Source organism: Streptomyces sp. NPDC037301, from assembly GCF_055602785.1.
The window spans coordinates 286642-300402 of the sequence record NZ_JBVJWD010000001.1 but is presented as its reverse complement, the minus strand read 5'-3'; the positions used below and the strand labels follow the sequence as shown (position 1 = coordinate 300402).

Below are 13761 nucleotides of genomic sequence, written 5' to 3'. Positions count from 1 at the left end.
CGAGCCCATGTCTGCAGCACTTCCCACCTCCAGCCGTGAATGGCACCTCGTCGCCCGCCCCCACGGCTGGCCGAAGGCCGAGGATTTCGCGCTGCGTGAGGCCCCGGTCACCGCTCCCGGCGAGGGCCGCGTCCTCGTCCGCAATCTGTACTTCTCGGTCGACCCGTACATGAGGGGAAGGATGAACGATGTGAAGTCGTACGCCCCGCCCTTCAAGCTCGACCACCCCATGGAAGGCGGAGCGGTCGGCGAGGTCATCGCCTCGAACGCGGAGGGCATCGCGGTCGGCGACCATGTCCTGCACGGCCTGGGCTGGCGCGAGTACGCCGACGTCCCGGCCAAGCACGCCGTGAAGGTCGACGCGTCGCTCGCCCCGCTCTCCGCCTATCTCGGCGTGCTCGGCATGACCGGCCTCACCGCCTACGCCGGCCTCTTCGAGGTCGCTTCCTTCAAGGGGGGCGACGCCGTCTTCGTATCCGGCGCCGCCGGTGCGGTCGGCAGCCAGGTCGGCCAGATGGCGAAGCTCAAGGGCGCCTCGCGGGTCATCGGCTCGGCCGGTTCCGACGAGAAGGTCAAGCTCCTCGTCGAGGAGTACGGCTTCGACGCGGCCTTCAACTACAAGAACGGCCCGGTCGCCGAGCAGCTGCGCGCGGCCGCCCCCGACGGCATCGACGTCTACTTCGACAATGTCGGCGGCGAGCACCTCGAAGCGGCGATCTCCTCGCTCAACGTGCACGGCCGCGTCACCGTCTGCGGAATGATCGCCCAGTACAACGCCACCGAGCCGACCCCCGGCCCGCGCAACCTCGCCCTGGTCATCGGCAAGCGGCTGCGCATCCAGGGCATGCTCGTCGGCGATCACGCCGCGCTCCAGCCGCAGTTCGTCCAGGAGGTCGCCGGCTGGCTGGCCTCGGGCGAGCTGAAGTACCGGGAGACCTTCGTCGAAGGCATCGAGAACGGCTTCGACGCCTTCACGGGTCTGCTGCGTGGCGAGAACACCGGAAAGATGATCGTTTCCCTCGCCTGACAGAGGCTCCGGGGCACCCGTTAGGCTCGTCCACAGGCCGTCGCGATCGTGGGCGCGAGTCGCGGCGCACAGCAGAAGGAATTTCCGGCATGGCCATTCAGGACATCACTGTTGCCTACACCGCCGTCGCCACCGCCGAGAACGGCCGTGACGGCCGCGTATCGTCCGACGACGGCAACCTCGACGTCATCGTCAACCCGCCCAAGGCCATGGGCGGAAGCGGCGCGGGCACCAACCCGGAGCAGCTCTTCGCGGCCGGCTACAGCGCCTGCTTCCAGGGAGCACTCGGCGTCGTGGCCCGTCAGGAGAAGGCCGACATCTCCGGCTCCACGGTGACCGCCGCGGTCGGTATCGGCAAGACCGCCGAGGGCGGCTTCGGTCTGGAGGTCGCGATCACCGCCACCATCCCGAACGTCGACACCGCAACCGCGCAGTCGCTCATCGAGAAGGCCCACCAGGTGTGCCCGTACTCGAACGCCACGCGCGGCAACATCAAGGTCGAGCTGTCGGTCGCCTGACCGCTCGAAACCGACCGAGGGCCGTACCCCCGCAGGGTGCGGTCCTCGGCCGTGCACCGGACACACCGCGGCGGGAAGGGCCCCAGCCCCCACCAGTACGCTGACGCCATGCGTGATCTAGGGGTGGGCTTCGGCTACTTGATAAAAGGACAGCGATGGGTCGGCAGGCACGGACACTGGTTCGGCTTCGGGCTGCTGCCCGGACTCATCACCCTCGTCCTGTATGCGGCGGCGCTCGTCGGCCTCGGCTACGGCGCGGACAACCTGGTGGCCTGGGCGACCCCCTTCGCCGACGACTGGTCATCGCCCTGGCTCGGCCTGCTCCGTAACACCCTGACCGTGCTGGTCTTCGCCCTCGGTCTCTTCCTCGCCGTGATCACGTTCACCGCCGTGACGCTGCTGGTCGGCCAGCCCTTCTACGAGTCGCTCTCCGAGCAGGTCGACCGTACGGAAGGCGGCGAGGTCCCCGAGTCCGGGCTGCCGCTCTGGCGAGAGCTGTGGATCTCCGCCCGCGACAGCGTCCGCATCCTGGTGCGCGTGGGGCTGTACTCGGTGCTGCTCTTCGCCCTCGGATTCATTCCGGTCGTCGGCCAGACCGTCGTCCCCGTGATCGGCTTCTGCGTCACCGGCTACTTCCTCGCCGAGGAGCTCACCGCCGTCGCGCTCCAGCGTCGCAGCATGGTCCTGAAGGACCGGCTCGTCCTGCTGCGCGGGCGCCGCATGCTGACCCTCGGCTTCGGCGTACCGCTGGGACTCGCCTTCCTCGTCCCGTTCGTCGCCGTGTTCCTGATGCCGGGAGCCGTCGCCGGAGCCACCCTGCTGGCACGGGACCTGGTGGCGTCCGACGAGGACGAGGACGCGACCCCCGCCCCGTACAAGATCGTGTGATGGTCCGCTCGCGGGCTTGCGGTGCCCCGGTCCGATCCGGTCAACGTGATCGTGCGATCCGGGGCGCCGCCTGGTCGCGCTGTTCTTCTCCAACTCGCGTCTGCGCACCGCGATGCCGAGGTGGCAGAAGGTCATCGACATGGGCATCGGATCGGTGCTCGTCGGGCTGGGCGTCCCCCTGGGCCTGGGAGGGCACTGAAGGTCCTGGCCCGCTGAGCGACGCCCGCCGACCCGGGTCAGCTGGTGTGCACCTCCAGCGCGGACCTGACCGCCGACTCCAGGGCCCCCTCGATCCAGGCCGGCTTGATCGAGGTGTGGCAGCCGGCGAAGTGCAGCGGCCCCTCGACCGAGCGCACATCGGCGAACAACTCGGTGTGCTGGCCCGGCAGCAGCACCGACGCCTCGCCGTACGCGTACGGATCGCGCATCCACGACTGGGTGGCGCCGACGCCCGTGTAGAAGACCTCGATGCGCTGCCCGTACACGTCCTGCACCCCGCCCAGGGCGTGCGGATAGCGCTCGTCGTCGTCCAGCGAGTCCCACTTCAGCGCGTCGTCGGCCCAGCTGTACGAGGCGAGGACGACGCCGCCCGCGCTCCCCTTGACCGGGTGGGACGGCTGGAACATGAAGCGGTTGGGGTTGTCGGTGACCGATCCGCCGCCGATGACATGCGCCGCCTCGGGCTGGTTGCGGGCGGTGGCCCGGTACGCCGCGTAGTGCACGCGCTGGTTGGGCGGGAGATGACCGGGCGGTACGGAGGGGTGGGCGCCCAGCAGTGAACCGTCGGCCGGCGCCCTGCCCAGCCGGTAGGCCTCGTACAGACCGGGCCGGACCTTGTCCAGCTCGGTCTTCCAGTCCTTCTCCTCGAACTCCCACCAGCGGAGGCTGAATTCGAGCAGCACCTTGGTCGCCGCGTCGTAGTGGATCTCGGTGATCGCGCGCCGCTTCCCGTACGAGAGCGCGGGAGCGACGGGGATGTGGCGCAGCCCGGAGAACGGCACGGTGATGATCGCCCGGTCTCCGGTGAACGTCTCGCGCACGAGCGGCTTGCCGTCCCGGCCCTCGGAGACCGTCTCGACCCGGACGCGGTCCGCGCCGTAGCTGATCCTGGTGGCCCGGCGGTCCAGCCGCACGACGTCCTTGACCCGCTCGTACATCGCGTCGGCAAGAGTGGCCGTGCCGTCCGGCAGCTCGAAGAACGCGGTGTCCGGGCTGATCAGGGAGGCCCCGATGAAGCTGTGCACAAAGGCGAGATGGAGCCGGGAGGTGAGGTTCTCGACCGTGCCGATGAGGTCGATGGTGCGCTCGTCGAGCTTGGCCGCCTCGGTCAGGAAGCGGAACATCGACCAGTGTCCGTACCGCTGGATGACCCGCGCCCAGCCCTCGACGAGCTCGCTGCCCTCCTTGCCCTCGAACTCCTTGCGCACGGGTGCGAAGGCCTCCCGCACGATCGTCGCGGCGGTCTTGTTCTCGAACTCCGCGGGGACCCCGAACGAGCGGTTGATCGCCTGCGGCTTCTGTGCGTAGTCGGCCTTGCGCATCCGGATGCCGTTGACGTGGATCCAGGTGTGGTTGACCGGCCGGCCCTCGGTGTCGACATCGACCAGGTAGAAGCGGCGGCGCTTCAGGTCGAAGCTGTCCATGAGCCCGGTGACGAGCGGGTGGCTGTCGGGGATCCGCATGGCGCCGGCCTCGGCGTACTGCTTCGGGTCGGCGAACGGCGCCTTCGCGTTCTCGTGGCCGCCCTTGCGGAAGGTCTTGATCCGGCCGCCGACACGGTTGCCGTTGGCCTCGATCACGGTGACGGTGTGCCCGGCGCTGCGGAGCAGATGGGCGGCGGTGAGCCCGGCCGGGCCCGCGCCGACGACCAGCACCTTCTTGGGGGCCTTACGGCTGCGCGGCAGGCCCTTGGACAGCAGGATGTCGCGGTAGCGGGGGACCAGCGGCTGATCCTGTTCGTCGCGTACGAGGATGGCGCGGGCGATGGTCAGGCAGGCGTCCCAGTCCGAGCCGGGGGCGGCCGCGGGCGCGAGCGTGGTTCCGGATGCGGCGGGTGCACCAAGGGTGCCCGGCGCGGCGGCAGTCGCGGAGCCCACGGCGGTCGTGGCAAGGGCGGCGGCACCGGCGGCGGCACCTGTGATCACGGTGCGCCGGGAGGGCAGGCCGGAGGAAGGTCCGGCAGGCTTGGAAGTCATGCGCCCCACCCTGGGGCGCCCGGGACGGTGACCCTTGCCCGGACGCGCGTAGATCGTTCGGAAATCACCCTCAGGTGGGGATTGTCGATCTTGTCGTACAGGTGCCGTTGCAGGTCATGTCATGATCGAGGGTTCTCGGGGGCGCTCGATTCCGTCGACCGCAGGAGCGTCAGGAAATCCTGGAAAGCCGCCGGCATGTCCACCGAATCCGGGTCCAGCAGCCACTGGTACTGAAGCCCGTCCATCATCGCCACCAGCAGCGGCGCCGCGCGCTCCGGACTCAGGCCGCCCGGCAGCCGCTCGCCGTACTCGACGCGCAGCATCGCCGCCATGCTCGCCCGGACCTGGGTGTAGCGGCGGGTGAAGAACTCCCGCGCGGGATGACCCTCCGTCACGCTCTCGCCGAGCAGCGCCGAGAACGTCTGGACGATGCCGGGCCGCATCGCGTTGTACTCGACGAGCGAGGCCAGCAGATCGATCCGCCACGTGCCGTCGCTCCGGGTGCCGCCGCCCGTGTCCCATTGGTCGCGCTCCTCCAGCACGGCGACGAGCAGCGCCTCCTTGGTCGGGAAGTAGTGCAGGAGCCCCTGCTGGCTGAGGCCGACCCGCTCGGCGACGGCGCTCAGTGTGGCGCCGCGATAGCCGCGCTCGGCGATCACTTCGAAAGTGGCGCGGAGAATCTCCGCCCGCCGCTCCGCGCTTCTGGTCCGCACCATCTCCCGGCCCCTTCCGGTGCTCCATCGGTTCCGCCCCGAGGACCGTACGCCATTCCCGCAAATTACAGACTGATAACGAAGCCTACTGCTCTACCGGTAGCGGAGTCAGTATGGAGACATTCAGTGCAGGAATCCGACGAGGAGGTACGGCCGTGGCAGGCGCGTCCACATCCACCAATCCCGATGCGGCCCGCGAGACCGCGGTCGATGCGGCGCTGGCCGCACTGGGGCTCGACGACAAGACGCGGCTCCTGGCCGGTCAGGACATGTGGTCGCTGCCCGGACTCCCCGCCGTCGGGCTGCGCTCCCTGGTGATGTCCGACGGGCCGATCGGCGTCCGCGGGGTCTCCTGGACCGCCGACGACCCGTCCGTCGCACTGCCCTCGCCCACCGCGCTCGCCGCGACCTGGGACCCGGCCCTGGCCCGCCGGGCCGGCCGGCTGCTGGCCCAGGAGGCCCGCCGCAAGGGGGTGCACGTCCTCCTCGCCCCGACCGTGAACCTCCACCGGTCCCCGCTCGGCGGGCGCCACTTCGAGACGTACAGCGAGGACCCGTATCTCACCGGCGAGATCGGCACCGGCTATGTGCGGGGCGTGCAGGACGGCGGCGTCGGTACGACCGTCAAGCACTTCGTCGCCAACGACGCCGAGACCGACCGCTTCACCGTGGACAACATCGTCGCTCCGCGAACCCTGCGCGAGATCTATCTCGCCCCGTTCGAAAGGATCGTCAGATGCGCCCGCCCGTGGGGCATCATGGCCGCGTACAACCAGGTCAACGGCTCCACCATGACCGAGCACCGCTATCTGCAGAACGCGGTGCTGCGCGGCGAATGGGGCTTCGACGGCTACATCGTCTCCGACTGGCTGGCCGCCCGCTCCACCGTCGCCGCCGTCAACGGCGGCCTCGACGTCGCCATGCCGGGCCCGCGGACCGTGTACGGGAAGGCGCTTGCCGACGCCGTACGGGCCGGTGAGGTCGAGGAGTCCGTCGTCGACGGGGCCGTACGCAATGTGCTGCGGCTGGCCGCCCGCGTCGGCATCCTGGACGGCGCCCCGCCCGTCGTCGACGAGGCCGGACGCCCCGAGACCGTGGACGGCGACGCACTGGCCCGCGAGATCGCCCGCCGCTCCTTCGTCCTCGTACGCAATGAACGCGCCGCGCTCCCCATCGACCCGGCCGCCGTCCGCAAGGTCGCGCTCAGCGGGGCGCTCGCCCGGGACGCCCGGGTCCTCGGCGGCGGTTCCGCCCAGGTCTTCCCGCACCACATCGTCTCGCCGCTGGACGGCCTCATCGCCGCCCTCCCCGAGGACGTCCTGGACTACCGCGTCGGCGCCGACCCGAACAACGAACTCGTCCCCGCCGAGAAGGGCTTCGAGCTCAGGGCCGTCTGTTACGACGCCTCCGGCACCGTCATCGGCTCCGCCCCGCTGCACAACGGCACCGTCCAGTGGATCGGCAACGACTTCCCCGAGGGTGTGACCCGCGAGACGCTGCACAGCGTCGAGATCACCGGCACCTTCGTCCCGCGCGACGGCGGCGAGCACATCTTCGGCACCCGCGGCACCGGAGCGCTCGGCCTCACCGTCGCCGGTGAGACCCTGTACGACGAGGTCCACCGGGTCACCGGTTCCGCCGACCCCGGCGAGGCGTTCTTCGGCAACCCGCTGGAGCGCGGCCGGATCGCCCTCACCGCGGGCGAACCCGTCGAGGTCTCCCTGCGGCAGATCCCCGACACCCTGGGCGACGACGCACCGATCCCCGGCGTCTCGTTCTCCTTCTGCCACCTCGGCCCGCGCCGCGACCCCCAGGAGCTGATCGCCGAGGCCGTCGAGTCGGCCCGCGCCGCGGACACCGCGATCGTCGTCGTCGGCACCACCGAACGCGTCGAGTCCGAAGGCTTCGACCGCACCGACCTGAAGCTCCCCGGCCACCAGGACGACCTCGTCAGGGCTGTCGCCGCCGCCAACCCGAACACCGTCGTGATCGTCAACTCCGGCTCCCCGGTGGAGCTTCCGTGGCGCGACGAGGTCGCCGCGGTCCTGCTCAGCTGGTTCCCCGGCCAGGAGGCCGGTCACGCCCTTGCCGATGTCCTGCTCGGCGCCGAGGAACCGGGCGGCCGCCTCCCCACCACCTGGCCGGTCGCGCTCGCCGACGTCCCGGTCTCCTCCACCACCCCCACCGGCGGTGAACTCCACTACGAAGAGGGCGTCTTCGTCGGCTACCGGGCCTGGGAGAAGGCCGGCACCGCGCCCGCCTACCCCTTCGGCCACGGACTCGGCTACACCACCTGGGAGTACGAGAGCCTGGTGGCCGGCCCCGACACCGCCACCGTCCGCCTCCGCAACACCGGCACCCGGCCCGGAGCCGAGACCGTCCAGCTCTACCTGGCGCCCCAGGAGGACACCGCCGAACGCCCGGTCCGCTGGCTGGCCGGCTTCGCACGGGTCGAGGCGGCCCCCGGCGAGAGTGCCGAGGCAGTGATTCCGCTGGAGCGGCGCGCGTACGAGATCTGGGACGAGACGGCGTACGACTGGAGCCTCGTCCCCGGCACGTACGAGGTGCAGGCGGCCCGCTCGCTCGGTGACGTACGCCTGACGACGGCCGTGGACATCAAGGAGTAGCGGCCCCCGGCACAGGAGAGCCCCGGCGCGGTACCTGACCCCGCTCCGGGGTTCTCCTCATGCCGATTCATGGCGTCAGCGCACCTCAGCGCACCGCGAATCCGTACACCGTCGTCGAGACGTACTCCTCGCCCGGCCGCAGCACCGTGCTCGGGAACTCGGGCCGGTTCGGGGAGTCCGGGAAGTGCTGGGTCTCCAGCGCGATCCCGGCACAGGGCCCGAACGGCCGCCCGTCGAAGTGGTCCGCCGTGTACAGCTGCATCCCGGGCTCCGTCGTGGTGACGGTCAGGACGCGCCCCGACACCGCGTCGTACAGCTCGGCCGCCGGGCCCGAGCCGGCGTCGTCCAGCACGAAGTTGTGGTCGTAGCCCGCGCCGACCGGCTTCGGCTCACGGAAGTCGAACCGGGTCCCGTCCACCGGCAGGAACTCGCCCGTCGGGAGCGACTCGGCGTCCGCCGGAGTGATCTGCCCTGCCGCGATCCGCAGCACCTGTCCGAGCGCGCTGCCACTGTCGCCGCCCGCGAGATTCCAGTACGTGTGATTCGTCAGGTTCAGCACCGTCGGGGCGTCCGTCGTCGCCCGGTACGCGATCCGCAGCGCCCCGCCCTCGTCCAGGGTGTACGTCACCGACACCGTCAGGCACCCCGGGAAGCCCTCCTCGCCGTCCTCGGAGACCAGGGAGAGCCGGACACCTTCCGCCACCTCCCGCGCCTGCCACACGCGCTTGTCGAAGCCCCGGGCCCCGCCGTGCACATGGTTGCGCCCCTCATTGCGCGTCACCCGGTGTGTCTGCCCGTCCAGTTCGAAACAGGCACCACCGATCCGGTTCGCGTACCGCCCGACCAGCGCGCCGAAATACGGACCCGAATACGCCTCGTACCCGGCGGGATCCGGCAGCCCGAGCGCCACGCCCGCCCGCACCCCGTCCCGGCCGGGCACCTCGACCGACTGCACGATGCCGCCGTACGTCAGGACACGCACCCGCGTACCGTCCCGCTCCAGCGTCCAGCGGTGCACTACGGTGCCGTCCGCGAGGGTGCCGAACTCTTCCGTACGCAGCGCCGTGCTCGAACCTGTGTCCATGATCACAAACCCTACGCCGGGGGCTGGGCCGAGGTGACATTGCGGTACGCGATCTCCGCCAGCCGCGCCTGCCCGTTCCGCCCCGGATGGAACCAGTCCCACTGGCTGAGCTGCTGGCCGGTGAACCGGTAGTCGAAAACCGCCCCGCCGTCGTAACGGCAGCGCCGGTCCTTCGCGCAGACCTTGCGCAGCACGTCGTTGTACGCCACGACCCGTTCCTGCACCGAGGTGCGCCGGGCCACGGCGCGCGCGCCCATGTCGTCCGCGTCACCCAGCATCGACTGACAGATCCCCAGCTTCCAGATCTGCTTGCCCACCGGATTGCCGCGCCCCGTCGACCAGAGCCGCTTGAGATCCGGCACGCTCGACACATACACGTGCGCCTTGGGCGCCCCGGCGCGCAACTGACGCATCGAAGCCTCGAACGACGCCCGGAAATCCGCCACCGGAGTCATGATCCGCGCCGAGTCCCGGCAGGCGTCATTGGCGCCGATCATCACCGTCACCAGATCCGGCTTCTCCTTCGCGGCCAGCGTCATCTGCTCCGGCAACTGCGCGATCCTGGCCCCCGTCTCGGCATGGTTCCAGCTGCGCTCGGCGGCCCCCGACTCACCGAGCAGCCGCACGGCGAGGCTGCGCACCCCGCTGTCCGTGCCGGTCGCCCAGGACACCTCCGGGCAGTCCGCCAGCACCGAACAGGCGTCGAAACCGCGAGTGATGGAGTCACCGACGGCGGCCACCGACCCCGGTCTGCGGTCCCAGAGCGGGCCCGGCTTGGCGGGCGGCCGCCGCTTTTCGGCCGTCGCCCCCTTCGTCGTCCCGTCCTGGCCGGCGTCGCAGCCGGTCAGAGCGGCCGTGCCGAGCAACGAGACGGCCGTCAGGACGGCGGCCACGGTACGCGAACGGTGGCGGGCGGAACGATCCTGCATCCCTTGACTCCCCTCGGTTATGCCCCCGGCAACCCCTCGTGGCACCGGTCGGAAGGCCCGGGCGCTCTGCAGGGTGAAAGCTGAGCGAATGATGGGCCCAGGACCGACGGTACGTCACACCTCGGACGTCGCCGCGCGGTAGCTTTTCCTCGTCGAACCAGCGGCGCTTCCCCTCACCCGGCTCTATTCGAGTGGCTTTCCGAAAATCACATCACGTCACATACTGTCCCTTTTCAGGAGATTCACCCCGATGCTGTTTACTGATGACAACCTCGGGAACCGGCCGAGAAGAGACGGTACGGGCGCGAGGCTGCTGGGGAAGGCGAACTTCGTCCCACACTGGAGGTCCCGGTGACGACACGTGGAGTTCTGTACGTTCACTCCGCACCGCGCGCGCTCTGCCCCCATGTCGAATGGGCGGTGGCGGGTGTCCTCGGTGTGCGGGTCCAGCTGGACTGGATCAGACAGCCGGCCGCGCCCGGTACCTGGCGGTCCGAGTTCTCCTGGCAGGCCAGGCCCGGCACGGCGTCGAAGCTGGCCTCCGCGCTGCGCGGCTGGGATCTGCTGCGCTTCGAGGTGACGGCTGAGCCGAGTCCCACGTCGGAGGGCGAGCGCTACAGCTCCACGCCTGAACTGGGCATCTTCCACGCCGTCACCGGCATGCACGGCGACATTCTGGTGCCCGAGGACCGGTTGCGGGCGGCGCTGGCGCGGTCGGTGCGGGGCGAGACCGACCTGGAGGCCGAGATCGCCAAGCTGCTCGGCAAGCCGTGGGACGACGAGTTGGAGTCCTTCCGCCACGCGGGAGAGGGCGCGCCGGTGCGGTGGTTGCACCAGGTGGTGTGAGCCCGTGACCGGGACGCTGCCCCGGACCGGGGACTCCGCCCCGGACCTCCGCGCCTCAAACGCCGGCGAGGCTGAAAATTCACCCTGCATCCGGCAAATCCAAACTGAACCCGGCAAAATCAAGCCCCTCCGGCGCTTGAGGAGCGGGGGCCCGGGGGCAGCGCCCCCGAAACGCCCCGCGCCTCAAACGCCGGATTTCACGGCCGAAGCCCGCCTCCCCACTCGGGGGGAGGCGGGCTTCGGCGTGGATACCGGGCCGCGGACCGCAGGTCAGACGCTGCGGAACGCCAGGACCACGTTGTGACCGCCGAAGCCGAACGAGTTGTTGATGGCGGCGATCGACCCCTCGGGCAGCGGCCGGGGCTCGTCGCGCACGATGTCCGCCTCCACCGCCTCGTCGAGGTGCTCCACGTTGATCGTCGGCGGAGCCATCCGGTGGTGCAGCGCCAGGACCGTCGCGACGGTCTCGATGCCGCCCGCGCCACCGAGGAGGTGGCCGGTCATCGACTTCGTCGCGGAGATCGCGACGTGGTCGAGGTCGTCGCCCAGAACCTTGCGCAGAGCCTTCAGCTCCGCGACATCGCCCTGCGGCGTCGACGTGGCGTGCGCGTTGAGGTGCACGACCTCGGACGGCTTGAGGTCCGTCTGGTCCAGCAGGTTCTGCATCGCGGCGGCGATGCCACGACCGGTCGGCTCGGGCTGCGCGATGTGGTGGGCGTCAGCGGACAGACCCTGGCCCAGCACCTCGCAGTAGACCTTGGCGCCACGCGCGGCGGCGTGTTCCGCGGACTCCAGGACGACGATCCCGGCACCTTCGCCGAGGACGAAGCCGTCACGGCCCGTGTCGTACGGACGGGAGGCCTTCTCGGGCTCCTCGTTGTGCTTGGACATCGCCATCATGTTGGCGAACGCGGCGATCGGCAGCGGGTGGATCGCCGCCTCGGTGCCACCGGCGAGGACCACATCGGCACGGCCGGTGCGGATCATCTCGACGGCGTACCCGATCGCCTCCGCGCCCGAGGCGCAGGCGGAGACCGGAGTGTGCACACCGGCCTGGGCGTTGACCTCCAGGCCGACGTTGGCGGCCGGGCCGTTGGGCATGAGCATGGGCACGGTGTGCGGGGAGACGCGGCGTACGCCCTTCTCCTTGAGCACGTCGTACTGGTCGAGCAGGGTGATCACGCCGCCGATACCGGAGGCGATGACCGAGCCCAGCCGCTCGGGCTGGACCTTGTCGTCCTCACCGGCCTTGCCGGTGAAGCCGGCGTCCGCCCACGCCTCGCGGGCCGCGATCAGCGCGAACTGCGCCGAGCGGTCCAGCTTGCGGGCGAGCGGGCGGGGCAGTACGTCGCCCGGGTCGACGGCCGCGAGGGCGGCGATCCGGACGGGCAGTTCGGCGAAACGTTCGCCCTCGAGAGGCTTGACGCCGGAACGACCGGCCATCAGACCTTCCCAGGTCGACGCCGAGTCGCCACCCAGCGGAGTGGTTGCGCCGATACCGGTGACGACCACGGTGCGATTGGTCGAGTTCACTGGAAAATCTTCTCCACGTGTAGAGGGTCGTGAATCAGCGGCGCCACCGCCGGGTGGCGACACACGAGCCGGCTGGATCAGGCCTGGTGCTTCAAGATGTAGTCGGCAGCGTCGCCGACCGTCTTGAGGTTCTTGACGTCCTCGTCCGGGATCTTGACGTCGAAGCGCTCTTCGGCGGCGACGACGACCTCGACCATGGACAGCGAGTCGACGTCCAGGTCGTCGGTGAAGGACTTGTCCAGCTGGACGTCCTCGACCGGGATACCGGCGATCTCGTTGACGATCTCGGCGAGACCGGTGACGATCTCTTCCTGAGTGGCGGCCATGTTGGCGCTCCTTCGGTGTTTATCTGCAGGGTTCGGGCATCCGGGCCGAAAGGCCTGGTGTGCCTAGGGGAGGGTAACGACCGTCGCGGCGTAGACGAGACCCGCCCCGAAGCCGATGACGAGCGCGGTGTCGCCGCTCTTCGCCTGACCGGTCGCCAGAAGCCGCTCCATAGCGAGCGGAATCGAGGCGGCGGAGGTGTTGCCGGTGGTCTCCACGTCACGGGCGACCGTGACGCTCTCCGGCAGCTTCAGGGTCTTCACCATCGAGTCGATGATCCGCATGTTGGCCTGGTGCGGAATGAAGACATCCAGGTCTTCCGGGGCGATCCCGGCCGCGTCCAGCGCCTGCTGGGCGACCTTCGCCATCTCGAAGACGGCCCAGCGGAAGACCGCCTGGCCCTCCTGAGTGATGGCCGGGAACTTCTCCGGGCGCTCGGCGTGGAACTCGTCCCACGCCACGGTCTGCTTGATCGTCTCGGACTTGTCGCCCTCGGAGCCCCAGACGGTCGGGCCTATGGCCGGCACCTTGGAGGGGCCCACGACGACCGCGCCGGCGCCGTCGCCGAAGAGGAAGGCCGTCGCGCGGTCCTCCTTGTCGGTGAGGTCGCTGAGCCGCTCCACGCCGATGACGAGAACGTACTCCGCCGAACCCTCGACGATCATGCCCTTGGCGAGGGTCAGCCCGTAGCCGAAGCCCGCGCAGCCGGCCGAGATGTCGAAGGCGGCGGGCTTGCCGGCGCCGACCTTGTGGGCGATCTCGGTCGCGATGGCCGGGGTCTGCTTGAAGTGCGAGACGGTGGAGACGATCACGGCGCCGATCTGCTCCGGCGTGATTCCGGCATCGGCGATGGCCTTCCCGGCCGCCTCCACGGACATCGCGGCCACGGTCTCCTCCTCGGAGGCCCAGTGGCGGGTGGCGATGCCGGAGCGCGAGCGGATCCACTCGTCGGACGAGTCGATCGTCTCGAGGATCACCTCGTTGGGCACGACACGGGTCGGACGGTAGCCGCCGACCCCCATGATGCGTGCGTACGGGGCGCCCTGACTGGGCTTGATCTTCGACATGCTCTCGGGC

Annotated in this window: 12 protein-coding genes; 5 read left to right on the top strand and 7 right to left on the bottom strand. The window is 70.1% G+C overall.

The window, feature by feature from the left end:
• Window positions 1-7: 7 nt before the first annotated feature.
• The 3 genes from ACZ7IB_RS01485 to ACZ7IB_RS01475 all read left to right on the top strand — a co-directional run bounded on the left by ACZ7IB_RS01485 (window position 8) and on the right by ACZ7IB_RS01475 (window position 2433).
• Window positions 8-1027, top strand: a complete 1020-nt coding sequence (locus ACZ7IB_RS01485; RefSeq protein ID WP_470908238.1) for an NADP-dependent oxidoreductase — start codon at window positions 8-10, stop codon at window positions 1025-1027.
• An 89-nt stretch (window positions 1028-1116) separates the two neighbouring features.
• Entirely contained in the window at window positions 1117-1545 is a 429-nt protein-coding gene (locus tag ACZ7IB_RS01480) for an organic hydroperoxide resistance protein (RefSeq protein ID WP_266361662.1), read from the top strand.
• Window positions 1546-1653: 108 nt separating this feature from the next.
• On the top strand, window positions 1654-2433 hold the full coding sequence (locus ACZ7IB_RS01475) for an EI24 domain-containing protein (protein WP_470908236.1): 780 nt from the start codon (window positions 1654-1656) through the stop codon (window positions 2431-2433).
• A gap of 236 nt (window positions 2434-2669) precedes the next feature.
• Here the strand turns inward: ACZ7IB_RS01475 and ACZ7IB_RS01470 are convergent, their stop codons facing one another.
• Both ACZ7IB_RS01470 and ACZ7IB_RS01465 read right to left on the bottom strand, forming a co-directional pair.
• Entirely contained in the window at window positions 2670-4628 is a 1959-nt protein-coding gene (locus ACZ7IB_RS01470) for a flavin monoamine oxidase family protein (protein WP_470908234.1), read from the bottom strand.
• Window positions 4629-4747: 119 nt separating this feature from the next.
• A complete protein-coding gene (locus tag ACZ7IB_RS01465) occupies window positions 4748-5344 on the bottom strand; it encodes a TetR/AcrR family transcriptional regulator (RefSeq protein WP_470908232.1) in 597 nt (198 codons plus the stop codon).
• A gap of 152 nt (window positions 5345-5496) precedes the next feature.
• On the opposite strand from ACZ7IB_RS01465, the gene ACZ7IB_RS01460 reads away from it, so the two are divergent.
• Window positions 5497-7968, top strand: a complete 2472-nt coding sequence (locus ACZ7IB_RS01460) for a beta-glucosidase (RefSeq protein WP_470908230.1) — start codon at window positions 5497-5499, stop codon at window positions 7966-7968.
• 85 nt (window positions 7969-8053) lie between these two features.
• On the opposite strand, the gene ACZ7IB_RS01455 is transcribed toward ACZ7IB_RS01460, so the two are convergent.
• Window positions 8054-9052 (bottom strand): aldose epimerase family protein, encoded by a 999-nt coding sequence (locus ACZ7IB_RS01455; protein WP_470908228.1) that lies wholly within the window; start codon window positions 9050-9052, stop codon window positions 8054-8056.
• Window positions 9053-9063: 11 nt separating this feature from the next.
• The gene (locus ACZ7IB_RS01450; RefSeq protein WP_470908226.1) at window positions 9064-9981 is read right to left on the bottom strand and encodes an SGNH/GDSL hydrolase family protein; all 918 of its coding nucleotides are present in this window, start codon (window positions 9979-9981) and stop codon (window positions 9064-9066) included.
• A gap of 351 nt (window positions 9982-10332) precedes the next feature.
• Here ACZ7IB_RS01450 and ACZ7IB_RS01445 point away from each other — a divergent pair, with 351 nt between their 5' ends.
• Complete coding sequence (locus ACZ7IB_RS01445) at window positions 10333-10827, top strand: DUF3145 domain-containing protein (protein ID WP_114244370.1); 495 nt, start codon at window positions 10333-10335, stop codon at window positions 10825-10827.
• A 270-nt stretch (window positions 10828-11097) separates the two neighbouring features.
• Here ACZ7IB_RS01445 and fabF read toward each other — a convergent pair whose 3' ends face one another.
• From fabF to ACZ7IB_RS01430, 3 genes are all read right to left on the bottom strand, one after another.
• The gene (fabF, locus tag ACZ7IB_RS01440; protein ID WP_470908224.1) at window positions 11098-12360 is read right to left on the bottom strand and encodes a beta-ketoacyl-ACP synthase II; all 1263 of its coding nucleotides are present in this window, start codon (window positions 12358-12360) and stop codon (window positions 11098-11100) included.
• Between the two features lie 77 nt (window positions 12361-12437).
• The gene (locus ACZ7IB_RS01435; protein WP_024490626.1) at window positions 12438-12686 is read right to left on the bottom strand and encodes an acyl carrier protein; all 249 of its coding nucleotides are present in this window, start codon (window positions 12684-12686) and stop codon (window positions 12438-12440) included.
• Window positions 12687-12749: 63 nt separating this feature from the next.
• The gene (locus ACZ7IB_RS01430; RefSeq protein WP_470908222.1) at window positions 12750-13751 is read right to left on the bottom strand and encodes a beta-ketoacyl-ACP synthase 3; all 1002 of its coding nucleotides are present in this window, start codon (window positions 13749-13751) and stop codon (window positions 12750-12752) included.
• Window positions 13752-13761 lie beyond the last annotated feature (10 nt).